Source organism: Ureibacillus sp. FSL K6-0165, from assembly GCF_038004285.1.
GTDB lineage: Bacteria > Bacillota > Bacilli > Bacillales_A > Planococcaceae > Ureibacillus > Ureibacillus thermosphaericus.
Genome location: NZ_JBBOQS010000002.1, coordinates 177,280 through 204,265, shown reverse-complemented (window position 1 = coordinate 204,265; position 26,986 = coordinate 177,280). Strand labels below are relative to the sequence as shown.

The window sequence follows — 26,986 nt, the reverse complement described above, 5'->3', positions numbered from 1 at the left end:
CTAGCTTGTGCAGATTAATACTGCTCTTGTGCATATTCCTTATTTAATTGTGTGGATGTTTCACCTGCTCGTGCGAATAAATCAACCTTTTACATAAATAGCTCTCCTCTTGTGTAGATAACTTATCTGCTTGTGTGGATACATCAGCAGCTTGTGCGGATAGCTCCCCTACTTGTGTGAATGGCTTCCATTCTTGTGTAGATAACCACACATCTCGTGCGGATAACCTTCAAGCTTGTGTGGTTAGCATATAATCTTGTGCGAGTTTCCCCACAATACGTTTCCTCCTCATTATATGGATAAACAGAAAAGCTGTACGAAAGACATTGTATATTGGCTTTCGTACAGCTTTTTCATTTAATCTAGCCGAATCGCTCTTCGATTTTTTCCAAAAAGTCTTGATAATGATTCGTATACAATTGGAACGATAAATAAAGTGAGAACTGTTGAACTAAATAAACCACCGATTACGGTAATGGCTAATCCTTTTGAAATTAAACCGCTTCCTTCTTCCTCAAATATAAGCGGAATTAATGCCCCCATTGTTGCAATAGCCGTCATCAATATCGGTCTTAATCGAGTGCTACCCGCCTCTAATATTGCTTCTCGCATCTTCATTCCGTCATATTCCATATGAACGATGCGGTCCACTAAAACAATCGCATTCGTTACAACAATTCCGATTAACATAAGAAGTCCCATCATCACTGAAACGGATATCGTTTCATCAAAAATCCATAGCAATCCTAAGGCTCCTATCACGGTAAAAGGTAAAGAAAATAAAATGGCAAATGGAGCGAGCCCTTCGCTGAACGTTACTACTAATATAAAATAAACAATCGCCACTGCCGCAAGACATGCAAGACCAAGTTTCACAAAAGCTTCTTCCATATCTTTTGTTACTCCTGCAGCTTCAATCTCAACGCCTTTTGGTAATTTTAATTTCTCAAGCCTTTCTTCCACTTCCGTAGAAGCTTTCGTAATGTCCTTACTTGTAATCGTACCAGAAACTGTTGCATAAAATTTCCCTTTACTTCGCGAAACTGTATTGGCAACCGTTCCTTTTTTCACTTCAACTATATCTCCAATTGTCACAACACTTCCTGTTGGAGTAGAGAGTGGAGTTTGCAACAACGCTTCAAAGTTTTGTGGTATGATTTTATCTTTGCGAATAATAACATTGACGTCTTCTCCATCTTTTTCAATCGTTGTTAATACTTGTTCCGGCATATGAGGATTTAATAAATAAGCGATTTGTGCAGCTGATAAGTGATATTGCAAGAGGGTTTGTTGATTTACTTTCAATGTATATTCATCAAATCGTTCCGCCAGACTTGTCGAAACATCTTTTACATACTTTGAATCCTGCATTATATCTTCTATTTGCATAACAGCTTCTTCTAAATCAACTTGATCGTTGCCGTAAACTGTATAACTTAATTCGTTATTCGAGACGGACATATTGAAATTTTGATTTTTCCATTTACCAGAATGATCTAAATTGGCTAAGTAATTTTCGATCTCTTTTGTCACTTCATCAAAGTTTTCTGTTTCTTCATTAAAAATTAAGAACATTAAAGCTCCATTATTGCTGCCCATACCCATCATCATATTATCGCTTGAACCGATGGAAAGTTGAACAACCTCCACATCTTCTCTTGCCATCATTTCCTGTTCTACTTCAGACACATTTTGTAATATCGTATCTTCCGTTTCACCCGGCTCTGGTGTATAGGTGATATAAAGCATTTTTTGTTCTTCTGTTGGCAAAAAACTAAAGCCGAGAATAGGAATTAAACATAAGCTTCCAACAAGTAATAAAAAAGCAACAAATGAAGTAATCAGTTTATGATTTAATGTCCAATTTAAAAATTTCCTATAATATTTTGCCAACATGCTTTTGGTGGATCGATGCCCTGTAACTCTATTTTCCTTATATAATTTTTTCTTAAAAAGTGAATGTGAAAATGCTGGTACCACGGTAATTGCTACAAGCAAAGATGCGAGCAATGCAAAGGTTATTGTCAGTGCAAATGGGAGAAATAATTCCCCAATCATCCCTCCAACAAATACTAGTGGTAAAAATACTGCAATGGTAACCAATGTAGAAGATAATATTGGTTTAAACATTTCAATCGTTGCAGAGCTTATTAATGCTCGTCCATATAAAGGTTCGTTTCTTAAATGGAGCCTTCTGTAAATATTTTCAACGACCACAATCGAGTCATCAATAACCCTCCCAATTGCTATCGTCATCGCACCTAATGTCATCATATTTAACGTAATATCTAGAGAATACAAAATCATAAAAGCAATCAATAAAGATAATGGTATGGAAATTACAGAAATCAATGTTGATTTGATATCTCTTAAGAAGAATAAAATGACAACAATTGCTACCACTGCGCCGATAAAGGCTTTATTTAACATGGTTCTGACAGACTGTTCAATTGGTGCACCTTGGTCTAAAGTAACATCAATGATTAACCCTTGAACGGATGACGTTAATTCATTCGCTAACGCTTTCGCTTCCTTAACGACTTCCAGCGTATTGGCATCTTGCGCTTTAACAATTTGTAAAGTGATTGCCTCTCTACCATTCGTTCTTGATACAGACTCCACTTTCCCAACAAAATGAATAGTTGCAATTTCACCTAACGTAACAAAAGGATAAGGGTAAATCTGGGAAGGGGTAATTGGTATAACTATATTCTTTAATCCTTCAATTGTCGTCACTTTACCATCAATTACGATTGATTGCTCTTCATCCTGAAACGGAAATAATCCAAGAGGCACTCGGACATTGCTCGATTGAATCATTTGTTTTACATTTTCCTCTGTTATCCCAAGAGAAGCCATTTTCTCTTCATTAAAATGTAACTCAATTTCATTTACATGTTGACCTGAAATCGAAACAGACGCCACACCATCAATTCCTTCAAATTTTGGTGCGACAATTTCTTCTACCGTCGTTGTAAGTTCTGCAATATCTTCTGTTTCACTTGAAATACTAAAAGCCAATATTGGAAATGCATTAATTGTTACTCGTGTAATATTTGGCTCCTCTGCATGATCTGGAAGTTTTATTTGTTCAATGGCTGACTTGATTTCCCGTTCGGCATTAACAAGGTCAATACCATACTCAAATTCAATTTGCACATTTGATAAATTGGCATAGGAATTAGAGTATACATTTAGAACTCCTTCTAAGTTTGCAACAACTTTCTCCAAAGGTTCTGAAATTTCTTCCATCACCTGTTTTGGAGTTGCTCCAGGATACACTGTCGTAACCGTAATAACTGGAATTGATATATCAGGAATAGTCTCCATATTCATTTTAGATGTAGAGTATATTCCTGTACCTAAGAAAATGAATGTTAGTAACCAGACAGCTAGTTTATTCCTTAGCACAAATCGAAGAATCCCATTCAATGGTCATTCACCTATCTTTGATGGTTAATTATTTATTTTTATTTTGTGCAATCTCATTTTTTCAATGCTGAAAATTCATCATTTTACGAGCTAGAGAATCAATTCATCATTTCCTATCAATTCGACCAGATATTTGCCAGCATAGAACGAGAAGCTTCAAAATAAAAAAAGCCCTTGTAATGAGTTACAAGGGCTCTAAACTAGTGATTATTTTGAAATAATGTGGATTGGGTTGCCAAGTAATACTTCCGCAGTTTCCATTGTGATTTCGCCTAAAGTTGGATGCGGGTGAATTGTAAGAGCGATGTCTTCAGCTGTCATACCGCCTTCGATTGCTAGGCAGATTTCAGAAATCATGTCAGAAGCACCAGCACCTACAATTTGTCCACCGATGATAAGGCCATCTTCTTTACGTGCAACAAGTTTCACAAAACCTTCTGTTTGATTTAATGCTAATGCACGACCGTTTGCTGCGAATGGGAATTTCGCAACAGTTACTTCGATACCTTCAGCTTTCGCTTGCTCTTCGCTATATCCAACAGATGCCATTTCTGGGTCTGTGAAGCAAACAGCTGGAATTGCTAAGTAGTCAACTACAGATTTATGTCCTGCAATTGCTTCAGCAGCAACTTTTCCTTCATAAGAAGCTTTGTGAGCAAGTTGTGGACCAGGAACAATATCACCAATTGCATAGATATTTGGAATATTTGTACGGCATTGTTTATCAACTTTAATTAATCCTCTTTCGCCGAACTCAATACCGATTTGTTCAAGACCAAGTTCATCTGTATTTGGTCTGCGTCCAACTGTTACAAGTACGTAATCTGCTTCAACTTTCTTCTCTTCGCCGTTTACTTCATAAGTTACAATTACGCCATCTTTAGTTTCTTCTACACCTTTAGCAAGGGCGTTCACTTCAATTGTAACACCTTTTTTCTTCAGACCTTTTTTCACGATTTGAGTCATTTGTTTCTCAAATCCTGCTAAGATGTCGCTTGCACCTTCAAGGATTGTTACTTCAGTACCAAAGTTTGCATATGCTGTTCCTAATTCTGTACCGATGTATCCTCCACCGATTACAACTAATTTTTTAGGTAATTCTTTTAAGTTTAACGCACCAGTAGAGTTAATTACACGATCAGAATATTTGAATGTTGGGATTTCCACAGGACGAGAACCTGTTGCAATAATTGCATTTTTAAATTTATAAGTTTGAGCTTGGTCGCCATTTACAACGCGAACAGTATTTGCATCAACGAAATAAGCTTCACCTTTTACAACATCAATTTTATTTCCTTTTAATAGACCAGCTACTCCACCTGTAAGTTTTTTTACTACGCTGTCTTTGAAAGCTTGCACTTTTTCAAAATCAAGTTTTACATCAGAAGTAATAACACCCATATCATCTGAATGTTTTGCTTGTTCGTAGCGGTGAGCAACTGAAATTAACGCTTTTGATGGAATACATCCAACGTTTAAGCATACTCCGCCCACTTCATTTTTTTCAACAACTGTTACTTTTTGTCCAGTTTGTGCTGCACGAATTGCTGCAACATATCCACCAGGACCTGCTCCAACTACAAGAGTGTCGATTTCGATTGGAAAATCTCCTACTACCATTTGTTACGCCTCCATTAATAAAAGTTCAGGATCACTTAGTAAACGCTTCAAATAATTTAAAGCATTTTGAGCTAAAGCTCCATCGATCATACGATGATCAAAGCTCAATGATAATGCTAACATAGGTGCTGCTATAATTTCACCTTCTTTTATTATAGGCTTTTCTGAAATTCTTCCAAGTCCTAAAATTGCTATTTCTGGATGATTAATCACTGGTGTGAACCATTGGCCTCCAGCAGAGCCTATATTTGTGATGGACATTGAGCCGCCTTTCATCTCGTTTGGAGCAAGTTTTCCTTCACGCGCTTTTGTTGCTAAATCATTGATTTCGGACGCAATTGTAAAAATTGATTTTCTGTCCGCATGTTTGATAACTGGAACAAGCAACCCACGTTCAGTATCGGCAGCAATTCCAACATTATAATAATGTTTTTGAATAATTTCTTGTGTTGCATCGTCAAATGAACGATTAAATTCTGGGAATTCTCTCAACATTGCCACTAACGCTTTTACCACATAAGGTAAATATGTTAACTTGACGCCTTTTTCAGCCGCAACATCTTTGAATTTTTTGCGATGAGCGACTAAATTCGAAACATCTACTTCGTCCATTAAAGTTACATGAGGAGCCGTTTGTTTGGAATGAACCATTGCTTTTGCAATCGCTTTGCGAATTCCAGATATTTTTTCTCTCGTCTCTGGGAATTCACCTTCCAACACAGGAATTTGTGGAATTTCTGCAACCGCTTCTTGTTTTTCTTCCACAACTTTCGGCGCTTCTTGAACAGTTTGCCCGCCTTCCATATAACGAATGATATCCTCTTTTAAGATACGACCGTTTTTCCCTGTACCTTCCACTAATTGAATATCAACACCGTTCTCTCTAGCAAACTTGCGAACGGAAGGCATCGCGATTACACGTTTAGCAACTTCAATTTCAGAAGATAGTGGTACTTCCTTTGTTTCCTGTTGTTTCGTATCTTCTACTTTTCCATCTTCTGCTGTCGCTTGAACTTGCGCTTCAGTTTTAGATGAATCTTCCTCAACGTGCGCATCACCTTTAAATTGCATGTTTTCATAACCTGGTGCATCTAAGCGAATGAGCACATCTCCAACGACAGCTACACTGCCTTCATCGACTAAAATTTCTTCTACTTTACCTGCAACAGGAGAAGGAATTTCCACTACTGCTTTATCGTTTTGAATCTCACATAAAATATCGTCCTCATTTACCTCATCACCTGGTTTCACAAACCATTTTACGATTTCACCTTCGTGGATTCCTTCGCCGATATCTGGCATACGAAATTCAAACGCCATTACGTCCACCCTTTCATCAATTAGAATGTTAAAACTTTTTTCGCTGTTTCGATAATGTCTTTGTAATTAGGTAACCAAACATTTTCAGCTTGCGGGAACGGATAAATTGTATCTGGTGCTGCCACTCGAAGTACCGGAGCTTCTAAACTTAATACCGCTCTTTCCATGATTTCCGAAACGACATTTGCCGCGATTCCAGCTTGCTTTTGTGCTTCTTGAACAACAATTGCACGATTTGTTTTTTCTACAGAAGCAATGATTGTGTCAATATCAAGTGGTTGCACTGTGCGAAGGTCCACTACTTCTACAGAGTATCCTTCTTTCTCTAATTCTTCTGCAGCTTTTAAGCTTTCATGCACCATTAATCCGTAAGCGAAAATGGATAAATCTTTTCCTTCTCGTTTTACATCTGCTTTACCAATTGGAATTGTATAAGCTTCTTCAGGCACTTCTTGACGGAATGAACGATATAGTTTTAGATGCTCTAAAAAGATAACCGGATCATTATCGCGAATAGCTGAAATTAACAACCCTTTCGCATCATATGGCGTTGAAGGAATCACAACTTTTAAGCCCGGTTGTTGAGCCATTAATCCTTCTAAACTATCAGAGTGCATTTCAGGCGTGTGTACACCGCCCCCAAATGGCGAGCGAATCGTAATTGGCATATTAAACGTACCGCCAGTGCGGAAACGATAACGAGCAATTTGTCCGCTAATGGAATCCATTACTTCATATACGAAACCGAAGAATTGAATTTCCGGAACTGGACGAAATCCTTGTAAAGCTAAACCGATTGCAAGACCACCGATTCCTGATTCAGCAAGAGGAGTATCGAATACCCGATCCACTCCAAATTCCTTTTGTAAACCTTCAGTTGCTCGGAATACCCCGCCGTTTACACCGACGTCTTCCCCGAACACTAACACATTTTCATCATTTTTCAATTCTGTGCGTAAAGCATCAGTAATCGCTTGAATCATCGTCATTTGTGCCATAGGTTACTTCGACTCCTTTGCTTTATAGATTTCGTATTGTTCTTTTAGATTGAAAGGCAGCTCCTCATGCATGATGGAGATTAAGTCAGTTACTGTTTGTTTTGGAGCTTGGTCCGCTAATTTAATAGCTTCTTTAATTTCTTCTTTCGCTCTTTCAATCACTTCTGTTTCTTTCTCTTCAGACCAGAGTCCTTTGCCTTCTAAATATTTACGGAAACGTACAATTGGGTCTTTTTTCGCCCATTCATTATCAATATCTTCTGTACGATAACGCGTTGGATCGTCCCCTGACATTGTATGCGGTCCGTAACGGTAACAAATTGTTTCAATTAATGTCGGACCTTCACCAGCTACAGCACGCTCACGTGCATCTTTTGTTGCTACATAAACAGCTAATGGATCCATTCCATCTACTTGAACACATGGAATACCTGCTGCAATTCCTTTTTGTGCAAGTGTTTTTGCAGCTGTTTGTATGTCACGAGGAGTAGAAATCGCATATTGGTTATTTTGAATAAAGAAGATTGCTGGCGCTTTGTATGCCCCTGCAAAGTTGATACCTTCATAGAAGTCACCTTGAGATGAACCACCGTCACCTGTATATGTTACTGCTACATTCTTTCCGCCGCGCTTCTTAATTCCTAAAGCAACCCCAGCTGCTTGAATGTATTGGGCACCAATAATAATTTGAGGAGGTAAAATATTTACACCTTCAGGAATTTGGTTTCCAATGAAATGTCCACGGCTAAATAAGAATGCTTTCCATAACGGTAAGCCATGCCAAACGATTTGAGGAACATCTCTGTAACCTGGTAAAATCCAGTCATCTTTTTCCAATGCAAAGTGGGAAGCTAATTGGGAAGCTTCTTGTCCTGCAGTTGGCGCATAGAATCCAAGTCGTCCTTGTCGATTTAGAGAAATAGAACGCTGGTCTAAAACTCTTGTGTAAACCATGCGAGTCATCAGTTCTACCAATTCTTCATCAGACAATTTTGGTTCATACTCTGGGTTCACAACTTCTCCGTTTTCATTTAAAATTTGAAACATTTCAAATTTGCTTTCAACATCTTGTAATACACCTTTTGGATCAAAAACTTTCCCACTCATAAAACACCTCTCCTTTATCTGTATCATTTTTTATAACCCGAAAATTGATACAACCTTCAATTTACTACAGTATATATTACCATAATACAATCGGTCAATCGTTGTTTTTTCTTTTCAATTCAAAATTATGCTAGTTATTTGAATTTATCACAAAAACATTCTGTTATACCACAAAATAAACTTGTATTATAACAGTTTAATTTTTTGACAAAATTAATATGATATGCTCATAAAATAATCCGTTGTACGAAATTCATTATCGCCTATAAATGACATATAATATTCATTGAAACATCTATTAGAAAAAGAAATTGACATATGGTATTTTTAAATAGAAAAACCTTCATTTTGATAGAGAAATTGAAAGGAAGTAAAATATGATTTTAATGAAAGATATTGTCCGTGAAGGTCACCCTGCTTTAAGAACGAAAGCAGAAGAGATGAAATTCCCGTTATCAGATGAAGAGCGTAAATTAGCAGAGGATATGTTGCAGTTTTTAAAAAATAGTCAAGATCCGGAAATAGCAGAAAAATATGAATTGCGTTCTGGAATAGGGCTTGCAGCAAACCAAGTAAATTGTTTAAAAAGAATGTTTGCCCTTCATATTGAAGAAGAAAATGGAGAAACACTCAGCTTTGTCGCAATCAACCCAAAAATCGTCAGCCATTCTGCTGAAAAAACTTACTTACCTAATGGTGAGGGTTGCTTATCCGTTGACCGCAATGTTCCTGGGTATGTTCCTCGATATGCACGGATTACGGTAAAATTCTTCACTGTTGATGGCGAAGAGAAAAAAATGCGTTTAAAAGGTCTTCCAGCGATATGTTTTCAACACGAATTGGACCATTTAAACGGGATTATGTTTTATGATCATATTAATAAAGAAGATCCGTTTGCTCCTATTCCAGATGCTTTTCCTTTTGAAGGTTAATAAGCATAAAAAAGAAAACCCTAAAAGCACCAATTTTGTCTTCAGTGCTTTTGGGGTTTCTACTTGTATGAGACAAATGCCGAGACTTCGAAAAGTCATCATGCATATAAATAGATTAGATGATTTCTAATTTTTTCATCACTTTTGCAAGCCCATCATTGTCAACATGTTCACCTACAACATCAGCTACTTCTTTTACTTGTTCTTTGGCATTACCCATTGCTACCCCTATACCAACTGCTTGAAGCATTTCAATGTCGTTTAATCCATCACCAAAAGCAATGGCATTTTCAATGGGAATATTCATTTTTTCCAATACTTTTTTAATCCCTCTCGCTTTTGAACCGTCTTTTGGAAGGATATCGCAAGAGTACGGATGCCAGCGAACAAATTTAACATTTGAAAATGTTTCGTGATAAATCGCTTCCTCTTCTTCTTCCATAAAAATAAGTGTTTGATAGACAGCATTTTCTTTATAAAAATGAGGATTAATTTCGGGATACGGGTAGCGTAACGATAGTAAACTTTGTTCGATTTTTTTGTTTCCTTCTGTTGTAGCAATCATTTTTTCGTCATCAATAAATACAACAGGATGATTGCGCATAGATCCGAATTCAATGATTTCCGTTAAATCGTCTTGTGGAACACTATCTGTAAAAATCACTTCATTTTTATAAACAACATATTGTCCATTAAAAGTTATAAAAGTATCAATCTCTAACTCTTTTAAAATCGATTGAATCATAAAAGGAGCTCGACCTGTAGCAATGGCAATTTCATAACCGTTCCTCTTTGCTTGATAAATTGCATCCTTCGCAGATGGAGGCAATCTTTTCTTACTATTATAAAGTGTACCATCTACATCAAAAAACAGAACCTTCTTCATTGTCACTAACCCTTCTAATGCATATTTATATGTAAATGAAAAATACTTTACATATATATAATTCTACCTTATACTTTAAACTAAGGAGTGATGTGCCATGTTAAAAAGACTCAAAAAGAAACTTTTGAAGCGTCTTAATGGCATCCTCGGTAAAAAATCAATCGCTTAAGCCCTTCAAAAACGGAGGGCTTTTCTTTATTTTAAAAGATTCACATGATAATATAAAGGAAATGCATTTTATTTCGCCATGTTACAAATTTGAAATTTTGGTATATAATGAATATTTCTTAATAAATTTTGTCACTTTAACTAATAGGCCACTTCATGCAGATGGTTGTGAAGATATAAACCATTTGCGTTAATATAATAAATACCAATTGATTATATTCGTAAAAAGTGGAAAAATAATAAATGCAAAAAATGTTCGGTTAAAGAGGGAGAGAAAAGATGATTTACAAAGTGTATTATCAAGAAAATCCAGATGAAGTACCAGTTCGCGAAAATACGAAAAGCCTCTATCTAGAAGCTAATTCAGAACGAGAAGTCCGCGAATATTTAAAAGATCGCCACATTTTGATTGAATATATCCAATTACTTGAGGGCAATTATTTAGAATATGAAAAAAATAGCCCGAATTTCCGTTTGGAGAATGCATAATCTATATGAAATTTGTAAAAAATGATCAAACTGCCGTTTTTGCTCTTGGCGGACTGGGCGAAATCGGCAAAAATACTTATGGAGTACAATTTCAAGATGAAATTATTATCATCGATGCAGGGATTAAATTCCCTGAAGATGATTTGCTAGGAATCGATTATGTAATTCCTGACTATACTTATTTAGTACGTAATGCCGATAAAATTAAAGGCCTATTTATAACTCATGGCCATGAAGACCATATCGGTGGAATACCGTATTTATTGCGCCAAGTAAATGTACCTGTGTACGGTGGAAAACTTGCCCTTGGGCTTTTGCGCAATAAATTAGAAGAACACGGTTTACTACGTCAAACGAAACTGATTGAAATTAAAGAAGATGATGTCATTAAATTCCGAAAAACATCTGTTAGTTTCTTTAGAACAACACATAGTATTCCAGATGCATTTGGAATCGTTGTAAAAACACCGCCTGGAAATATCGTTCATACTGGTGACTTTAAATTTGATTTTACACCAGTGGGTGAACCAGCCAACTTAACGAAAATGGCAGAAATCGGACGCGATGGCGTGCTTTGTTTATTATCGGACAGCACAAACGCAGAAGTACCTAACTTTACAATGTCAGAACGAAAAGTTGGTGAAAGCATCCACGATATTTTCCGTAAAGTTGAAGGACGTATTATTTTTGCAACGTTCGCTTCCAATATCCATCGACTTCAACAAGTAACAGATGCAGCTGCTCAATATGGAAGAAAAATTGCAGTTTTCGGACGATCGATGGATAATGCTATTTCCATTGGTCGAGAATTAGGATACATTACTGCACCAAAAGAAACGTTCGTTGACGCTCAAACAATCAATCGCCTACCAGCAAATGAAGTAATGATTTTGTGTACAGGCTCTCAAGGCGAACCAATGGCGGCTTTATCGCGAATTGCTAATGGTACTCACCGTCAAATTCAAATTCAGCCAGGAGATACAGTTGTATTCTCCTCTTCGCCTATTCCTGGCAATACGATTAGCGTCAATAAAATTATTAACTTATTATACCGTGCTGGTGCAGAAGTCATTCATGGATCTATTAACAATATTCATACTTCAGGTCACGGTTCCCAAGAAGAACAAAAATTAATGCTTCGCTTAATGAAGCCAAAATTCTTCATGCCAATTCACGGTGAATATCGCATGTTAAAAATGCATACGAAACTTGCTATTGATTGCGATGTACCGGCTGAAAATACATTTGTAATGGAAAATGGAGATGTACTTGCACTCAGCTCAAACGAAGCTTACGTTGCAGGACGCATCCCTTCAGGCGATGTTTACATTGATGGAAGCGGAATTGGTGATATCGGAAATATCGTGTTGCGCGATCGCCGAATTCTTTCCGAAGAAGGATTAGTCATTGTTGTTGTTAGCGTAGATATGAAACAACAAAAAATTGTAGCAGGTCCTGATATTATTTCTAGAGGTTTTGTTTATATGCGTGAATCTGCTACACTAATTAGCGAAGCACAGAAAATGCTTGCAGATCATTTAGCAGAAATGATTCAAGAAAAATCTCAATGGACAGAATTAAAAAATGAGATAACAGATATTTTATCTCCATATTTATTTGAAAAAACTAAACGTAGACCAATGATTTTACCAATCATTATGGAAGTATAAAAATCTGAGGCTGTCTAGAAAAATTAACCTTCTAGACAGCCTTATTTCTTCGATTCATGTTGTCATTCAATTTTATATATTGCTAACTCGCTTCCTTCTTTCTTTATCGATTGACTATTATGTCGGTTATTTTGACTATTATCCTCTGGCGCATGACTATTAACTTCGAAAGTTTGACTATTATCCTCCCTCACACGCGGCTTTTTTTATCGCTTGGCTATTATGTTCGCTTCTTTGACTATTATCCTCTTACGTATGGCTAATATCTTCTGAAATTTGACTATTATCGCCCATCGCTTGCGGCTTTTTTTATCGCTTGGCTATTATGTTCGCTCCTTTGACTATTATCCTCTGGCGTGTGACTAATATCTTCTGAAATTTGACTATTATCCCTCTCTGCTCCCGGCTTTTTTTATCGCTTGGCTATTATGTTCGCTCCTTTGACTATTATCCTCTGGCGTGTGACTAATATCTTCTGAAATTTGACTATTATCCCTCTCTGCTCCCGGCTTTTTTTATCGCTTGGCTATTATGTTCGTTCCTTTGACTATTATCCTCTTGCGTATGGCTAATATCTTCTGAAATTTGACTATTATAGCCCATCGCTTGCGGCTATTTTTATCGATTGGCTATTATGTTCACTACTTTGACTATTATGCTCTTGTGAATGACTATTATCTTCGGAAGTTTGGCTAATTTCTCCTATCGCAAACTTTTTAATCGATTGACTATTATCTCAGATCAATGGAATCCATTACTTCTATTCGATTAAATAAATGAAGAAAGTAGACTTGAAATCATTGAGAACGAGGAAAAAGCTTTAAAGCCTTCATTTGTGATAATGGTGTTTGGTTTGCTTATTATAAACGTATACGATTCACGAAGTAAACCATATGGAAACAACTAAAAAATAACCTTTCCCTCTATTTGTGGATTTCGAAATAGTAAGCTAAAATAATGTCATCGATGCATGTACGGAGGTAACAAATGAGAAAAGAATTTGTAGTTATTGGGTTGGGACGATTTGGAGGAAGTATCTGCCGGGAATTAGTTCGACTTGGAGCAGATGTGATGGCAATTGATTCTTCATCTGATCGAGTGGAAGAATTTTCTAAAATTGCTACCCATGCGGTTATTGCAGATTCCACAGATGAGGAAGCATTAAAATCACTCGGTATCCAAAACTTTGAACATGTGATTGTGGCAATTGGAGACGATATTCAAGCAAGTATACTCACGACATTAATTATAAAAGAATTAGGTGTACCCCAAGTTACTGTAAAAGCGCAAAACGATTATCATGCAAAAGTATTACAAAAAATAGGGGCGGATTTAATCGTACACCCAGAACGGGACATGGGTATTCGCATTGCCAATAACATAATGTCGTCCAATGTCCTTGATTATTTAGAATTATCCGATGAGCACTCCATTATGGAAATTAAATCAAACCATCGCATTGCTGGATATTCTATTAAAGATTTAGATATTCGTGCGAATTACGGAATTAACATTATCGGGATTAAACGAGGCGAACAAATCATCATTTCTCCTAGTGCCGATGAAAAAATATTATTAGGCGATATATTGCTTGTCATCGGAGCTGTAGTGGATATTAACCGCTTCGTCAATCGGGCGATGACATAATAAGTGATATATTTCATGAAGCCTTGATGAAGCTTTTCTTTCCAAAAAACAACTCTTTTGAAACAATCATGATACAAAAAAAGCTGTCTGAAGAGTTTTCTTACCTTCAGACAACTTTACCTTTTATTTTTCCTCTATAATCCTGTTTACCCGCTGTTCTAACATTTTCATTCCTTTTCCACCAGCTTGATAGTGCCGCAAAAAACCGGAGCGGTCAAACAAATAATAGGAAGGCACATATTCATTTTCAAATAAATCCGATAATAATAAATCATTATCTACAAATATAGGCTGTGTCATATTTAACTTTTCCGCTACTTGTTTAATTGTTTCAATATCCGTATCTTCTTTTGAACGAGGCATATGCACTGCTACGACACTCAAGTAATCTTTATACTTTTCACGAAATCGATTAAAATCGGGCATAGCTTCTTTGCATAAGTAGCAGCTGATTGACCAAAAGTGGATTAACGTGAGTTTTTCTCCTAATAATTCTTCTTTTCGCACTTTCCCATTAATCCATATTGTTGCACCATCCAATTCTGGTAATGGTGAACGCAATTTCATCAACTTTCCCCCTTAAAAATATCTCCCATGCCTCTGTAAAATCATAATGTAGATTGACCAGGGCGCCAATTGGCTGGGCATAACCCGCCCGTTTGAAGAGCCTGTAATACGCGCAATACTTCATCAACATCCCGACCAATATTATTGTGATGTATGACTTGATATTGAATCTCACCATCTGGACTAATAATAAATAATCCGCGAAGCGCTACCCCTTCCTCTTCTATTAAAACACCAAACTTCCTTGAAACTACGTGATTGTGATCCGAAGCTAAAGGGTAATTTAGCTGTCCAATACCATTTTTCGTCCGCTCTGTATTGATCCATGCTAAATGAGTATATATTGAATCTGTCGACACACCGATTACTACTGCATTTAATTCTTCAAACTCATCATAGCGATCGCTCAATGCTGTAATTTCCGTGGGACATACAAAAGTAAAATCCATTGGATAAAAAAATAGAACAGTCCATTTCCCTTCATTCATGATATCTTCCAAAGCAACTTTTCCAAAGGTCTTATCCGGCATTGCTGCATTCAATTCAAATAACGGAGCCTGTTTATTCACTAAACATTCTGCCATGTGAGATTCCCCCTAACCGCCAAAATGAAGATAATACTTTCCTTTTTTTACGTTAACAAATGCATTCCGTATTTTCAATTATTTTGGGTACAACGCTTCCTAATATCTTACTGAAAAGTTAAAAAAATATTGCATTTTTTCTTTATATAAATATGAAAATTTTATAAAAAATTGTTGCATTTCAATTAAAATTAGGTATAATCATTATCTGTAATTGTAAACTAAAAGTTTTGTAAAAGTAAACTTTCTTACAAAAAGTTTAGAAAAAATAAACTACTTGTCGAAAAAGAGGAGTTTTATCTATGCAAATCGGAAAGAAAATTAAAGCATTGCGCATTAAGAAAGGGTTAACTCAAGAAGAGCTCGGAGAAAGAACGGACTTAACTAAGGGTTACATTTCACAACTTGAACGCGATTTAAACTCCCCTTCCATCGACACGCTTTTTACCATTTTAGAAGTATTAGGTTCCACCCCTAAAGAATTTTTTGATGATGATTTTGAAGAACAAAAAGTGGTTTACAGCGAGGAAGACCAAACCTCTTATATAGATGATGAAAAAAAATATGAAATCAAATGGCTTATACCGACTTCCAATGATAAAGAAATGGAACCGGTCATCATCACATTTCAAAAGGGTGGCGAATATAAACAATTCGAACCTTCTCTAGCTGAAACATTTATTTATGTATTAAAGGGTCGGATTCGAGTTGTTTTAGGGGAAGAAGAATACATCGCCAGTGAAGGAAATTCAATCTATTATGAAGCTTCAAGCAATCACCAAATATTTAATGCCAATGATGGTGAGTCACAATTGCTTCTTGTAGCAACAGAATCTTATCTATAGTGTTTAGGAGGCTTGGATATGAGTAACACAATTATTCAATTTGAAAATGTATCAAAATCTTATGACGATGGGACAGTAGTATTAAAAAACATAAACTTTGAATTGGAGAAAGGAAAGTTTTATACCTTACTTGGACCATCAGGTTGTGGAAAAACAACGATTCTTAGAATAATTGCGGGTTTTACAGAGCCTTCTAGCGGAAACGTCTATTTTAATGGAAAAAAAATCAACAACGTTCCTGCTCACCAACGACAAGTAAATACAGTATTTCAAGACTATGCGCTATTTCCACATTTAAATGTCTTTGAAAATGTCGCATTCGGATTGCGCATAAAAAAGATAAAAGAAAGCGAAATTAAAGAGCGTGTTATGGAAGCGCTGAAATTTGTCAATTTGGAAGGGTTTGAAAGCCGTGAAATTTCTGAGATGTCAGGTGGTCAGCGACAACGTGTAGCCATTGCACGAGCAATTGTGAATGATCCCGAAGTGATTTTACTAGATGAGCCACTATCTGCCCTTGACTTAAAATTACGTTCTGAAATGCAATACGAACTCAGAGAATTACAGCAGCGACTTGGAAAAACCTTTGTTTTTGTCACTCACGACCAAGAAGAAGCCTTAGCGATGTCTGATGAAATTTTTGTATTAAACGATGGTGAAATTCAACAATCAGGTTCCCCTGTTGACATATACGATGAACCAATCAACCGATTCGTAGCGGATTTTATAGGAGAATCAAATATCGTTGAAGGCATTATGTTAGAAGATTACAAAGTGCAATTTGCCGGAAGAGTTTTTGATTGTGTTGATAAAGGCATGAAACCAAATGAAAAAGTAGATATTGTCATCCGACCTGAAGATTTGGAAATTACATCAGTGGACAAAGGAAAACTCGTTGTAACAGTCGATACTCAATTGTTCCGCGGTGTGCATTACGAGTTATCGACTTATGATAAAGACGGTAATGAATGGCTCGTTCATTCTTTGAAAAAGGCAGAAGTTGGCGAAGAAATCGGCTTAAACTTTGATCCAGAAGCAATCCATGTAATGCGTTTAAATGAGACGGAAGAAGAATTTGATAAACGATTAGAATCATATGGAGAGGGTAACAATGCGTGATCGTGTAGCAAAAGGGCCGCTCATTCCCTATCTCCTTTGGATTGCTTTCTTTGTCATTGCGCCAATTGCCTTAATCGTTTATTATTCCATGCTAGATTTAAACGGCAATTTCACATTGGAAAACTATAAACGATTCTTTTCGCCTGTTTATATCCAGATGACACTTACTAGCTTTTTTTACGCTGTCATCATAACTTTCTTTACATTGCTTATTTCTTATCCGATGGCATTTATTTTAACGAAAACGAAACACAAATATCTTTGGCTCATGTTTATCATTATTCCATCATGGATTAATTTACTATTAAAAACTTATGCTTTCATCGGAATATTTGGTTTATATGGACCGATTAACGCAGTGGTCAGCGTATTTGGAATTGAGCCACAACAAATTTTATTCACTGATTTTAGTTTTATATTTGTTTCTGTTTATATCTTTATTCCATTTATGATTATCCCGATCTTTAACTCCTTAGATAAGTTAAATCCAACATTAGTGGATGCAGCAAGAGATTTAGGTGCATCACCTTTTACTACATTCCGCCGAGTAATTTGGCCATTAACAATCGAAGGCGTGAAGTCGGGAATTCAAGTTACATTTATTCCTGCATTATCACTCTTCATGATTACTCGCTTAATTGCAGGAAACCAAGTGATTACATTAGGGACAGCTATTGAACAGCAATTCCTCGTTGCCCAAAACTGGGGAATGGGTTCAACAATTGCCGTATTCCTTGTATTAATCATGTTAGTAAGTATGTTATTCACTGGTAGAAAAGCAAAAGGAGGTCGCGTGTAATGAATAGATTATCTACACCAGCAAAAATATATGTCGCCGTTGTATTCATCATATTATACGCGCCGATCTTCTATTTAATTTTCTACTCATTCAATAGCGGTGGTTCCATGCATAATTTTGAGTCATTTACATTGGAACATTATCAAGCTGTTTTTGAAGATTCTCGGTTGTTAGTCATATTAATTAACACAATCATCATCGCCCTGTTATCTAGTTTAATTTCTACGATTCTCGGTACTTTAGGGGCAATTGGAATTGTGTCAATAAAAAACCGAAAAATGCGAAATACGTTGCTTTCATTAAATAATATTATGATTGTAAGCCCAGATGTAGTGATTGGTGCAAGCTTTTTAATTCTCTTTACGATGATTGGAGTAAAACTCGGATTTACGTCAGTCCTAATCTCACATATTGCTTTTAGTATTCCGATTGTTGTTTTAATGGTATTGCCGAAGTTATTAGAAATGAATCCAAATTTAATTGATGCAGCACAAGATTTAGGTGCCACTAAACGGGATGTTTTATACCGTGTAATCGTCCCTTACATTAAACCTGGCATTTTTGCAGGCTTCTTTATGGCACTCACCTATTCATTAGATGATTTCGCTGTTACGTTTTTCGTAACCGGAAACGGATTCTCTACATTATCTGTAGAAATTTATTCCATTGCTCGCGTTGGTATTTCATTAACAATTAATGCCCTTTCCGGAATTATCTTTGTCGTGACGGTTCTTATTGTAATTGGTTACTATTTCGTAACCCGCCGCACGAAGCTTGCTAACGGGGGGTTAGGACGATTATGAAATCATTAATTAACTTAAGTATCGCTATTTTGCTACTATGTGCGGGGCTTTACTTCGTTGCTGATCAATTGGAAGCTTCCGGCGGCAAAGGAAGTAAAGACACGATTACAATTTACAACTGGGGAGACTATATCGACCCTGATTTATTAAAACAATTTACTGAAGAAACTGGAATTAAGGTCATTTATGAAACATTTGATTCCAACGAAGCAATGTTGACAAAAATCCAACAAGGTGGAACGACATATGACATCGCCATCCCATCTGAATATACTATTGAGATGATGATTGAAGAAGATTTACTCCACCCAATTGATCATTCAAAAATACCGAATTTACAATATATTGATCCCTATTATTTAGACTTACCTTTTGATCCGAAAAACAAGTATTCTATACCATATTTCTGGGGTACGGTTGGCATTGTCTTTAATCCAAATTTAATTCCAGATCATATAACTTTTGAATCATGGAACGATTTATGGGATCCTTCCCTGAAAAGAAAAGTATTTTTAGTGGATGGTGCACGCGAAGTAATGGGAATGGGTTTAAACTCCATTGGCGAATCGTTAAATGCAAAAGATGAGAAATTGTTGCGTCAAGTAACTGATAAACTCGTCACCCTTTCTCCAAATATTAAAGGGATCATCGGTGATGAAATCATACCTTTAATGATTAATAATGAAGCAGCTGTTGCCCTCACATGGTCGGGATCAGCAGCTGATATGATGTCAGAAAATGAAGAATTAGATTATGCAGTACCACAGGAAGGATCAAATTTGTGGTTTGATAACTTTGTCATTCCGAAAACAGCAAAAAATATTGATGGTGCACATGCCTTCATTAACTTTATGCTGGATCCTGAAGTAGCAGCGCAAAATGCTGAATATGTTGGTTATTCCACACCAAATAAAGCTGCATTAGACATAATGGATCCAGAAATTGTTAACGATGAACGTTTCTACCCTCCTGAAGAAATAAAAGATCGGTTAGAAGTATATGAAAATTTAGGCTTAGAATGGCTAGGAAAATATAACGAATACTTTTTGGAATTTAAAATGTCCATCAGGTAGCTCTTTTGTCAATGACAAAAATGAATGATTGAGAGTTTCTTTTTAAGAAACTCTCAATTTTATTCTTTTTCAGGGTTTTATTAATATAATCTTTTTCTTCTCATAGTCGTTCTATAATTCTTGGGATAGCCGAATCATATCCCTGCATTGAATGCCATTTTCAAAAATCTCTATAGAGTAGTGCCTTATAAAATAATCTCTGTCGATACCGGTAATTCGAAAACCGCATTTTTGATAAAGAGCTAGTTGGGAGATGCTTGAGTTTCCGGTTCCAATTTCAATTGTTTTAAAACCTTTTTCTTTTGCTGTATTCACTGCATGCATAACCAAAAGTTTTCCTATTCCTTTTCCTTGATAGTTTTCAGCAACAGCAACATTCACGACTTCCATTGTTTTGGGTCTTGTCGCAAGCAGGACATAAACTCCTACAATTTGATGATTCATTTCCGCAACATAGCATTCACCTCTTTTTAAATATTCTTCCACATTGTCCACAGAAGGATCCGCCAATAACAACAAATCCATTGGCGGATTTTCATTGTTATTTAATAATCGTATAATCATAAAATCCCCCTTTTAAATTAATTAAGGAAGTAAAATGCCAAAAGGTTATAAATAATAATTTGTCCACCTTCACAATTGGTTGGACCATATAAAATTTTACTGTTTTCTGTTGTAAATATCATGCTTAGCAATTTTAACTACGCTGTTCAGAGGAGGCAGATACAGTGATTGCTTTATATTTATATAGCAGATTGTTAAAATAATCGATTGATTAAAATTCTTTCTCCTATATTTTCCTTATTGTAATATGATAAAATAGTTCATTATTTCATAGTAAGTTTTTTGAATTAAATGGAAGGTGATCGGAATGTCACAGAGAAAGAAAAAGTTGGTCATGTTTATGTTAATGTTTAACTTATTCATTACAATGGGAGGCATTGGAATGGTGGTTCCGGTGTTACCTTCCTACCTGGATCTTTTTGGAGTTGGGGGTACCATCCTCGGATTTTTAGTTGCTGATTTTGCCTTTGCCCAATTTATTTTTTCTCCGATCGCAGGGAATTTATCGGATTTATATGGACGAAAATTCTTTGTCATTTTGGGATTAATCGTTTTTGGATTTTCACAAATCTTCTTTGGGATAGCAAAAGCAATTTGGATGCTGTTTTTTGCCCGTTTCTTGTCAGGAGCTGGCGCTGCCTTCATCATGCCACCGGTGATGGCCTATGTAGCGGATATTACAACAGTGGAAGAACGGGGAAAAGGAATGGGATTTCTCGGAGCAGCCATATCTCTTGGATTTATGATTGGGCCAGGGATTGGTGGATTTTTAGCTAAAGTGAATTTGCATTTTCCCTTTTATTTTGGAGGGATCGTTGCTTTAATAGCAGCCATCGTTTCTTTTATCGTGTTACCGAATATTAAACAACAACAGAAAGAACGATTAATAACAAAAGGGAAAGATAACATCTTTCAACAATTATTACGTTCCCTTCATACGCCCTACTTCGTCATGTTATTAGTCGTCTTTGTTTTTAGTTTTGGTATCGCAAATTTCCAATCGACGTTGTCTATGTACTTAACTTATAAATTTGGCTATACGCCTATGGATATCGCTATCGTTATGATAATCGGCGGTTTTCTTGGTGTAATTTTACAAGTATATATTGTCGACCAGCTATTTAAACGATTCGGTGAGATGAAAGTTATATTAGTCAATTTGATTATTGCTGCACTTTCCATGGTTGGTATGGTGTATATAAAAGGATTTTTCATTATTATTACCATTACGTCTATTTTCCAAATTGCCACAACTTTTATTCGGCCAGCAGTCAACACATTAATTTCGAAATTGGCAGGGGCTGAGCAAGGTTTTGCCGCTGGAATGAATAATGCATATATGAGTTTAGGTAATATGGTTGGTCCCGCCCTCGCAGGAATAATGCTTGAATGGAAATTATCTTCACCATTTATTCTTGGTGCATTCATCTTATTTGCCTGTTACATATTAGCTCACCTTTGGACAATGAAAAAAGCACCACAATTATTGAAAGCAAATGAAGAATATTAATAGAAAAAGAGCGGATGGAATAAAATCGTTCCATTCGCTCTTTATTTGTTTATTGAGAATTAGTTTTTCAAATACATACTATTGTTCATATTTCGCCATTGTTTTTCATCAATAAATTATCGTTGGGACTCATCTACTGAATCAGCATGTTTTTTCACTACTTCAACAAAAGCTTCCACTTGACGTAATCGGAAGGAGGATTCATAACCAATCAGCCAAGTATCCCGAGTTAGCCCAATATCTGTATCTCCAGATGTTAATGCAATTTTATTTACATTTTCTCCTCCATTTAATGTAATAGAAGGTAAAATCGCATATCCAATACCATTGAGCGCCATTTGCTTACATGTTTCAATTTGATCTACAATGATTTGTCTTTTAGGGCTAGATGCAAAGTGTCCTTGCCACCAAACTTGAATTTCTTGATAATAATTGGAATCGCTTTTAAATTGAATAAATGGCCGTTCCGTCGTTAAAATTTCTTCTAATCTTTCAATTTCTTTATCTACTAGATACATTGTATCGCGGAATAAGTGCATCTTTTTCCCTTTCCACTCTGACTGGCCTCTGACAATACCAACTTGGGCTTCCCCATCATAAAGAGCTTTCACAATTTCAGAACTCCAACCGGTAATTAATGAAATTTTAACATCTGGATAAGTTGTGACAAATTCTTTTAACACTTTTGGTAACCAGTTAATTCCAACGATGGAGGCACAAGCGATTTTTAATGTACCATGCACTTTTGAATCTAGAGCTTGAATCCTTTCAAAAACTTCTTCTTTTTTTTGCAATGTCTCAATTGCATATTGAATAACTAATTCTCCTGCAGGTGTAGGCATCAATCCCTTTTGAGAACGAATGAATAATTGAGTACCCCAATATTTTTCAATCGATTGCAATCGTTGAGATAACGCAGGTTGTGTAATAAATAGCCGTTCTGCTGCCTTGCGCATATTTCGTTCTTCCGCTAATATTTTTATAATTTCTGCTTCTGTCGTTGTCATCCAATCACTCCAAAAAAATACGATACATAAAAATTCAATAAAAATCGACAAAATCCTTTTCATCCATGGATTTTGCCGATGATTGTTCAATTAATAATCTAATACTTGATAAATATATTTTTTTAATTGCTTTAAAATCACTCTTCTCGTTAATATCCCTGCAAAAGTGCCTTCATGATCTACAACGCATAAAAAGGCATGGTTAATGACTAAATCTAATGCCCTTTGAATCGTATCATCGATTTTTAAATATGTGACATTTCGATCCATGCAGTCATCAACTTTAATATGAGCTAATTTTTCATACTCAATCCGCTCTAGCCCAAGTATTGATTCGGTAATCATCTTTGAACTTACCAAACCATGAATTCGAAACTTCGTATCCAATACCGGTACTTGAGAATAACCTGTTTTAGTAAGAACTAACAATGCATGTTCAGCACTATTTCCAACTAAAACATGAGCTACTTTTTCTGCCGGAATAATAAAATCACTAATCGGCGTTTCCAAAAAGGCTCTTGTCTTTGTTGAAATCAAATCCTTCAACCCCTTCCATGAGGACCCCAGTTACCACTATCATATCATATTTGACAGTTTTATGACCATGACAATGACACATGAATTTTTGGGTTGAAGGATTTTTTGTTTTAATAAGAAGCAGATTTTGCCCAATAGTAAAAAATCATGATACCAGTAAATATACCGAAAATAATGTACATAATAATGATTGGATTCATTAAAATTGGATGTTCTCGAACAGTTTTACTAATAGGTGTATCCATAGCGGAAGCTCGCTCTTCTGTTTTCTTCATGACACTTACAGTCATGACATACGAAACACCAACAATAATTAAGCCTACAATAATTGTCGGAATGGTCCATCCACCCATCATCATACTCTCCCTTCTAGTCTTAAGAAGAGTATGTTTCTTTTTTTTATTTTTTATTCTTCTTAATAAAAACGACAGATTTCAATTAAAATGGAAATTGGTTGAGCCATTGGCCGCCATCCAACGTTACACATTCTCCGTTCATATAGGCACACTTTTCAGATAACATGAATGCTGCCAAATCCGCAATTTCTTCTGGTGTACCTAGACGTTTTAAAGGGACGGATTCAATCGTGCGTTTTACTTGTTCTTCTGATTCCCAAAGTTTTTCTGCACCACCCGTTCTGTCAATCGGTCCTGGTGCAATGGCATTTACACGTATTCCATATTTGTGTCCCCATTCAACAGCAAGAGTACGAGTTAATGACAATACTCCTGCTTTGGCTGCTGCGGAGTGAACGACCCCTGCACCTGCTTGCCAAGCATATGTGGCTACCATATTTAAAATTTTTCCTTTTATCCCTTGTTCAATCCAATATTTTCCTACTTCTTGTGAGCAATAAAATGTTCCATTTAAAACAATATCAATAACCGCTTTCCAACCATTTGGCGATAATTTTTCTGCTGCAACAATAAAGTTTCCTGCTGCATTATTTACTAATCCATCAATTTTTCCAAATCGTTGAATGGTATATTGAACCGTTGCCTTTACTTGTTCCACATCTCGAACATCCATCTGAAACGTTTCAATTGTATTGCCAAACTGTGAAATCTCATTTTTTGCCTTTTCAAGACGCTCTTCATTTCGACCAGTTATAACGACATTAGCACCTTCTTGCACAAATTTTTTTGCCATAGCCAGTCCCATTCCACTAGAGCCGCCTGTTACGATAATCGTTTCATTGTTTAACATAAACATTCCTCCCATCGTATATGAATGAATAACCATTCATTTCTATTGTACAAGAAAAGAAGTGCAAAGTTTGTCGAAAATTCAACTTTTGCTATTTGTAAATAAAAAATAAATATACTATATTTTTACATATTTAACATTTAGTATAATTGTTGTATAATATTTTCTAGGTTTTGTTTTCTTAAAATTATTTCAATTATCAAAATCTTCGACATATGTAGTGTCGAAGATTGTATTTGATTGGTAGAAAAGTAATCTTTACTTATTCATTAATCTACTTTTTCCTTTGTTTTTTATTCCAACAATGGAAGTTTGAATAATCCCGAATAGTGATCATGTCACTATTCGGGTTATTGAAATTGGAAGCTATGTAGCAATCCTAAACGAATTGCATTTATTTACATTCTAAATATTTTTTAATAACTTCTTCCACCGGCATCGGTTTATTATACAAATAACCTTGTCCTTTTTTACAACGATTTTCCTTTAAAAATAATTCTTGATATTTTTCTTCCACACCTTCTGCGACCACATCCATCCCTAAATGATGTGATAAAGAAATAATCGCTTTTATTATGGCTTCATTTTTTTCATCTTTGTTAATATCCGAAATAAAAGATTGATCGATTTTGATGATATCAATCGGGTATTTTTTTAAATAACTTAAAGAAGAATAACCTGTACCAAAATCATCTACAGATACATAAACACCGAGCTTTTTTAGCTTTTTCAATATTTCTTCCGTTTCTTCTACATTTTCCATTGAACTTTCTGTAATCTCCAGTTCAATAAATTGTGGGTCAACCTCGTACTTCTTTAATACGGATTCAATTTTATTCGGGAAGTTTAGTTGTTTAAATTGCATTGGTGAAATATTTACTGCAATTCTTACAGGACGATATCCTTTTTTTCTCCATTCTCGCTGATAACTACAAACTTGTTCCAACACCCAATCTCCTATTTCAATAATTAAACCGCTTGATTCAGCTAAAGGAATAAATTGGGATGGTGGAACATAACCAAACTTCGGGTTGTTCCAACGGAGTAAAGCTTCAAAACTATCAATCTCATTCGTTAAATAATTTACTTGCGGTTGCAAGTGGATGGATAATTCATTAAACTCGATCGCCCGTTTTAAATGAGCTTCCATCAGCACTTCATTTTTAAAATCTTTACTCATTTCTTCACGATAGAAACGATAATGAGCACGGCCATGAGTCTTCACATAAAATAGTGCTTGTTCTGCTTGATGCAACAATGAGTTAAAATCTCTTTTTTGCTCAGAATTTAATGTAGCAATCCCAATGGATGCAGTTACAAAATATTCTTGTCCATCTATAATAAAAGGTACTTTTAACTCCTCTAACACTTGGTTAGCAAGAAGTTCCACTTCTTCTCGAAGATAATGCTTCATTAAATAAAGGAATTCATCACCATTATAATGATATAATTCAATGTTTTTTCCTTTTAATCGCTTAAATCGCTCACTAATTTGCTTAATCATTATATCTGCATTTTGTTTTCCTAACGACTCGTTATACTTTTTAAAGCGATCAAGATCTACCAATAAAATTGATAGATTCATATCATGATTATAGTTACGATATTTCTCATCCCAACGAAAATTTAATGCTCTTCGATTTAGCAATCCTGTATTTTCATCAATAAACGATATATAGCTAAATTCCTTCCCTTGACTCATGATGACCGCATAATACAATTCGTCATGAAACTTAATCGGTTCCACATACATTTGCAATTCTTCATCCATATTCATTGTTATGTATTGAATTTTCTCTTGCTTTTCTAATATCACTTTTTTGATTTCATTCCAATTTAATAGCTCAAAAAAATGTTCAGCGTCCATCCCTTTTTCAAAAGTATTGGGCGTTAATTTGTAAGCACTGGAATTAATCATTTCTACAGAAAATTTTCCAGCCCTTAACTGTTTTAATATGACAATCGCATTAAAAGGGTTAAGTTTCATGACATATTGTAAGTAATCTTTTTCTGTATTGGCTGGAAAGTTGATCATCGATGTTCCTCCATTACTATGTAAATGTATAAAAAGGTGTAGTTTATGTGTCCGGTCATTTATTCAAT

24 protein-coding genes are annotated in these 26,986 nt (G+C 35.7%); 10 read left to right on the top strand and 14 right to left on the bottom strand.

What is annotated here, in order from left to right:
• Nucleotides 1-357: 357 nt before the first annotated feature.
• The 5 genes from NST00_RS14635 to pdhA all read right to left on the bottom strand — a co-directional run bounded on the left by NST00_RS14635 (nt 358) and on the right by pdhA (nt 8,477).
• Entirely contained in the window at nt 358-3,432 is a 3,075-nt protein-coding gene (locus NST00_RS14635; protein ID WP_016837571.1) for an efflux RND transporter permease subunit, read from the bottom strand.
• A gap of 207 nt (nt 3,433-3,639) precedes the next feature.
• Complete coding sequence (lpdA, locus tag NST00_RS14630) at nt 3,640-5,052, bottom strand: dihydrolipoyl dehydrogenase (RefSeq protein WP_016838298.1); 1,413 nt, start codon at nt 5,050-5,052, stop codon at nt 3,640-3,642.
• Between the two features lie 3 nt (nt 5,053-5,055).
• Nucleotides 5,056-6,372 (bottom strand): dihydrolipoamide acetyltransferase family protein, encoded by a 1,317-nt coding sequence (locus tag NST00_RS14625; RefSeq protein WP_096550558.1) that lies wholly within the window; start codon nt 6,370-6,372, stop codon nt 5,056-5,058.
• Between the two features lie 20 nt (nt 6,373-6,392).
• A complete protein-coding gene (locus tag NST00_RS14620; RefSeq protein ID WP_016838296.1) occupies nt 6,393-7,370 on the bottom strand; it encodes an alpha-ketoacid dehydrogenase subunit beta in 978 nt (325 codons plus the stop codon).
• 3 nt (nt 7,371-7,373) lie between these two features.
• A complete protein-coding gene (gene pdhA, locus NST00_RS14615) occupies nt 7,374-8,477 on the bottom strand; it encodes a pyruvate dehydrogenase (acetyl-transferring) E1 component subunit alpha (protein ID WP_016838295.1) in 1,104 nt (367 codons plus the stop codon).
• A gap of 377 nt (nt 8,478-8,854) precedes the next feature.
• On the opposite strand from pdhA, the gene def reads away from it, so the two are divergent.
• Entirely contained in the window at nt 8,855-9,409 is a 555-nt protein-coding gene (gene def, locus NST00_RS14610; RefSeq protein ID WP_340710294.1) for a peptide deformylase, read from the top strand.
• A 115-nt stretch (nt 9,410-9,524) separates the two neighbouring features.
• Here def and NST00_RS14605 read toward each other — a convergent pair whose 3' ends face one another.
• On the bottom strand, nt 9,525-10,295 hold the full coding sequence (locus NST00_RS14605; RefSeq protein ID WP_096550556.1) for a Cof-type HAD-IIB family hydrolase: 771 nt from the start codon (nt 10,293-10,295) through the stop codon (nt 9,525-9,527).
• A gap of 447 nt (nt 10,296-10,742) precedes the next feature.
• On the opposite strand from NST00_RS14605, the gene NST00_RS14600 reads away from it, so the two are divergent.
• From NST00_RS14600 to NST00_RS14590, 3 genes are all read left to right on the top strand, one after another.
• On the top strand, nt 10,743-10,952 hold the full coding sequence (locus tag NST00_RS14600) for a DNA-dependent RNA polymerase subunit epsilon (protein ID WP_016838289.1): 210 nt from the start codon (nt 10,743-10,745) through the stop codon (nt 10,950-10,952).
• Between the two features lie 5 nt (nt 10,953-10,957).
• Nucleotides 10,958-12,622 (top strand): ribonuclease J1, encoded by a 1,665-nt coding sequence (rnjA, locus tag NST00_RS14595; protein WP_016838287.1) that lies wholly within the window; start codon nt 10,958-10,960, stop codon nt 12,620-12,622.
• A gap of 987 nt (nt 12,623-13,609) precedes the next feature.
• Nucleotides 13,610-14,269 (top strand): potassium channel family protein, encoded by a 660-nt coding sequence (locus NST00_RS14590; RefSeq protein WP_016838285.1) that lies wholly within the window; start codon nt 13,610-13,612, stop codon nt 14,267-14,269.
• 123 nt (nt 14,270-14,392) lie between these two features.
• Here the strand turns inward: NST00_RS14590 and NST00_RS14585 are convergent, their stop codons facing one another.
• On the bottom strand, nt 14,393-14,836 hold the full coding sequence (locus tag NST00_RS14585) for a TlpA family protein disulfide reductase (protein WP_096550555.1): 444 nt from the start codon (nt 14,834-14,836) through the stop codon (nt 14,393-14,395).
• A gap of 41 nt (nt 14,837-14,877) precedes the next feature.
• Complete coding sequence (locus NST00_RS14580) at nt 14,878-15,420, bottom strand: peroxiredoxin (protein WP_168412870.1); 543 nt, start codon at nt 15,418-15,420, stop codon at nt 14,878-14,880.
• Between the two features lie 302 nt (nt 15,421-15,722).
• Between NST00_RS14580 and NST00_RS14575 the strand changes: the two genes are divergently transcribed.
• The 5 genes from NST00_RS14575 to NST00_RS14555 are packed head-to-tail and all read left to right on the top strand — an operon-like array spanning nt 15,723 to nt 20,059.
• Nucleotides 15,723-16,265, top strand: a complete 543-nt coding sequence (locus NST00_RS14575) for a helix-turn-helix domain-containing protein (RefSeq protein WP_016838282.1) — start codon at nt 15,723-15,725, stop codon at nt 16,263-16,265.
• A gap of 18 nt (nt 16,266-16,283) precedes the next feature.
• Nucleotides 16,284-17,384, top strand: a complete 1,101-nt coding sequence (locus NST00_RS14570) for an ABC transporter ATP-binding protein (protein ID WP_016838281.1) — start codon at nt 16,284-16,286, stop codon at nt 17,382-17,384.
• Nucleotides 17,377-18,183 carry an ABC transporter permease gene (locus NST00_RS14565; protein WP_016838280.1) on the top strand — a complete coding sequence of 269 codons (807 nt, stop codon included), beginning with the start codon at nt 17,377-17,379 and terminating at the stop codon, nt 18,181-18,183. Before NST00_RS14570 ends, NST00_RS14565 begins: the two co-directional genes overlap by 8 nt.
• The gene (locus NST00_RS14560) at nt 18,183-18,986 is read left to right on the top strand and encodes an ABC transporter permease (RefSeq protein WP_016838279.1); all 804 of its coding nucleotides are present in this window, start codon (nt 18,183-18,185) and stop codon (nt 18,984-18,986) included. The genes NST00_RS14565 and NST00_RS14560 overlap by 1 nt, the downstream gene beginning before the upstream one ends.
• Nucleotides 18,983-20,059 (top strand): ABC transporter substrate-binding protein, encoded by a 1,077-nt coding sequence (locus NST00_RS14555; protein WP_016838278.1) that lies wholly within the window; start codon nt 18,983-18,985, stop codon nt 20,057-20,059. The genes NST00_RS14560 and NST00_RS14555 overlap by 4 nt, the downstream gene beginning before the upstream one ends.
• Nucleotides 20,060-20,170: 111 nt before the next feature.
• Here NST00_RS14555 and NST00_RS14550 read toward each other — a convergent pair whose 3' ends face one another.
• Nucleotides 20,171-20,623 carry a GNAT family N-acetyltransferase gene (locus NST00_RS14550; RefSeq protein WP_340710291.1) on the bottom strand — a complete coding sequence of 151 codons (453 nt, stop codon included), beginning with the start codon at nt 20,621-20,623 and terminating at the stop codon, nt 20,171-20,173.
• A 307-nt stretch (nt 20,624-20,930) separates the two neighbouring features.
• Here NST00_RS14550 and NST00_RS14545 point away from each other — a divergent pair, with 307 nt between their 5' ends.
• Nucleotides 20,931-22,133: an MFS transporter gene (locus NST00_RS14545; RefSeq protein WP_026019072.1), complete on the top strand. Its 1,203-nt coding sequence runs from the start codon at nt 20,931-20,933 to the stop codon at nt 22,131-22,133.
• Between the two features lie 116 nt (nt 22,134-22,249).
• Here the strand turns inward: NST00_RS14545 and NST00_RS14540 are convergent, their stop codons facing one another.
• The 5 genes from NST00_RS14540 to NST00_RS14520 all read right to left on the bottom strand — a co-directional run bounded on the left by NST00_RS14540 (nt 22,250) and on the right by NST00_RS14520 (nt 26,918).
• Nucleotides 22,250-23,140 (bottom strand): LysR family transcriptional regulator, encoded by an 891-nt coding sequence (locus NST00_RS14540; RefSeq protein WP_096550548.1) that lies wholly within the window; start codon nt 23,138-23,140, stop codon nt 22,250-22,252.
• A gap of 90 nt (nt 23,141-23,230) precedes the next feature.
• Entirely contained in the window at nt 23,231-23,677 is a 447-nt protein-coding gene (gene cbpB, locus NST00_RS14535) for a cyclic-di-AMP-binding protein CbpB (RefSeq protein ID WP_016838274.1), read from the bottom strand.
• Nucleotides 23,678-23,787: 110 nt separating this feature from the next.
• Nucleotides 23,788-24,036: a short-chain dehydrogenase gene (locus NST00_RS14530; RefSeq protein ID WP_232019915.1), complete on the bottom strand. Its 249-nt coding sequence runs from the start codon at nt 24,034-24,036 to the stop codon at nt 23,788-23,790.
• Nucleotides 24,037-24,115: 79 nt separating this feature from the next.
• The gene (fadH, locus tag NST00_RS14525; RefSeq protein WP_168412448.1) at nt 24,116-24,883 is read right to left on the bottom strand and encodes a 2,4-dienoyl-CoA reductase; all 768 of its coding nucleotides are present in this window, start codon (nt 24,881-24,883) and stop codon (nt 24,116-24,118) included.
• A gap of 394 nt (nt 24,884-25,277) precedes the next feature.
• Nucleotides 25,278-26,918 (bottom strand): putative bifunctional diguanylate cyclase/phosphodiesterase, encoded by a 1,641-nt coding sequence (locus tag NST00_RS14520; protein WP_016838271.1) that lies wholly within the window; start codon nt 26,916-26,918, stop codon nt 25,278-25,280.
• Nucleotides 26,919-26,986 lie beyond the last annotated feature (68 nt).

What these genes read in the sequence shown, in the direction of transcription:
- NST00_RS14560 (WP_016838279.1), top strand. Translation starts at nt 18,183, where the DNA reads ATGAATAGATTATCTACACCAGCAAAAATATATGTCGCCGTTGTATTC.
- lpdA (WP_016838298.1), bottom strand. Translation starts at nt 5,052, where the DNA reads ATGGTAGTAGGAGATTTTCCAATCGAAATCGACACTCTTGTAGTTGGA.
- rnjA (WP_016838287.1), top strand. Translation starts at nt 10,958, where the DNA reads ATGAAATTTGTAAAAAATGATCAAACTGCCGTTTTTGCTCTTGGCGGA.
- NST00_RS14600 (WP_016838289.1), top strand. Translation starts at nt 10,743, where the DNA reads ATGATTTACAAAGTGTATTATCAAGAAAATCCAGATGAAGTACCAGTT.
- def (WP_340710294.1), top strand. Translation starts at nt 8,855, where the DNA reads ATGATTTTAATGAAAGATATTGTCCGTGAAGGTCACCCTGCTTTAAGA.
- NST00_RS14570 (WP_016838281.1), top strand. Translation starts at nt 16,284, where the DNA reads ATGAGTAACACAATTATTCAATTTGAAAATGTATCAAAATCTTATGAC.
- NST00_RS14565 (WP_016838280.1), top strand. Translation starts at nt 17,377, where the DNA reads ATGCGTGATCGTGTAGCAAAAGGGCCGCTCATTCCCTATCTCCTTTGG.
- NST00_RS14575 (WP_016838282.1), top strand. Translation starts at nt 15,723, where the DNA reads ATGCAAATCGGAAAGAAAATTAAAGCATTGCGCATTAAGAAAGGGTTA.
- NST00_RS14605 (WP_096550556.1), bottom strand. Translation starts at nt 10,295, where the DNA reads ATGAAGAAGGTTCTGTTTTTTGATGTAGATGGTACACTTTATAATAGT.
- pdhA (WP_016838295.1), bottom strand. Translation starts at nt 8,477, where the DNA reads ATGAGTGGGAAAGTTTTTGATCCAAAAGGTGTATTACAAGATGTTGAA.
- NST00_RS14580 (WP_168412870.1), bottom strand. Translation starts at nt 15,420, where the DNA reads ATGGCAGAATGTTTAGTGAATAAACAGGCTCCGTTATTTGAATTGAAT.
- NST00_RS14520 (WP_016838271.1), bottom strand. Translation starts at nt 26,918, where the DNA reads ATGATCAACTTTCCAGCCAATACAGAAAAAGATTACTTACAATATGTC.
- NST00_RS14625 (WP_096550558.1), bottom strand. Translation starts at nt 6,372, where the DNA reads ATGGCGTTTGAATTTCGTATGCCAGATATCGGCGAAGGAATCCACGAA.
- NST00_RS14585 (WP_096550555.1), bottom strand. Translation starts at nt 14,836, where the DNA reads ATGAAATTGCGTTCACCATTACCAGAATTGGATGGTGCAACAATATGG.
- NST00_RS14545 (WP_026019072.1), top strand. Translation starts at nt 20,931, where the DNA reads ATGTCACAGAGAAAGAAAAAGTTGGTCATGTTTATGTTAATGTTTAAC.
- NST00_RS14555 (WP_016838278.1), top strand. Translation starts at nt 18,983, where the DNA reads ATGAAATCATTAATTAACTTAAGTATCGCTATTTTGCTACTATGTGCG.
- NST00_RS14550 (WP_340710291.1), bottom strand. Translation starts at nt 20,623, where the DNA reads ATGATTATACGATTATTAAATAACAATGAAAATCCGCCAATGGATTTG.
- NST00_RS14540 (WP_096550548.1), bottom strand. Translation starts at nt 23,140, where the DNA reads ATGACAACGACAGAAGCAGAAATTATAAAAATATTAGCGGAAGAACGA.
- fadH (WP_168412448.1), bottom strand. Translation starts at nt 24,883, where the DNA reads ATGTTAAACAATGAAACGATTATCGTAACAGGCGGCTCTAGTGGAATG.
- NST00_RS14530 (WP_232019915.1), bottom strand. Translation starts at nt 24,036, where the DNA reads ATGATGATGGGTGGATGGACCATTCCGACAATTATTGTAGGCTTAATT.
- NST00_RS14620 (WP_016838296.1), bottom strand. Translation starts at nt 7,370, where the DNA reads ATGGCACAAATGACGATGATTCAAGCGATTACTGATGCTTTACGCACA.
- NST00_RS14590 (WP_016838285.1), top strand. Translation starts at nt 13,610, where the DNA reads ATGAGAAAAGAATTTGTAGTTATTGGGTTGGGACGATTTGGAGGAAGT.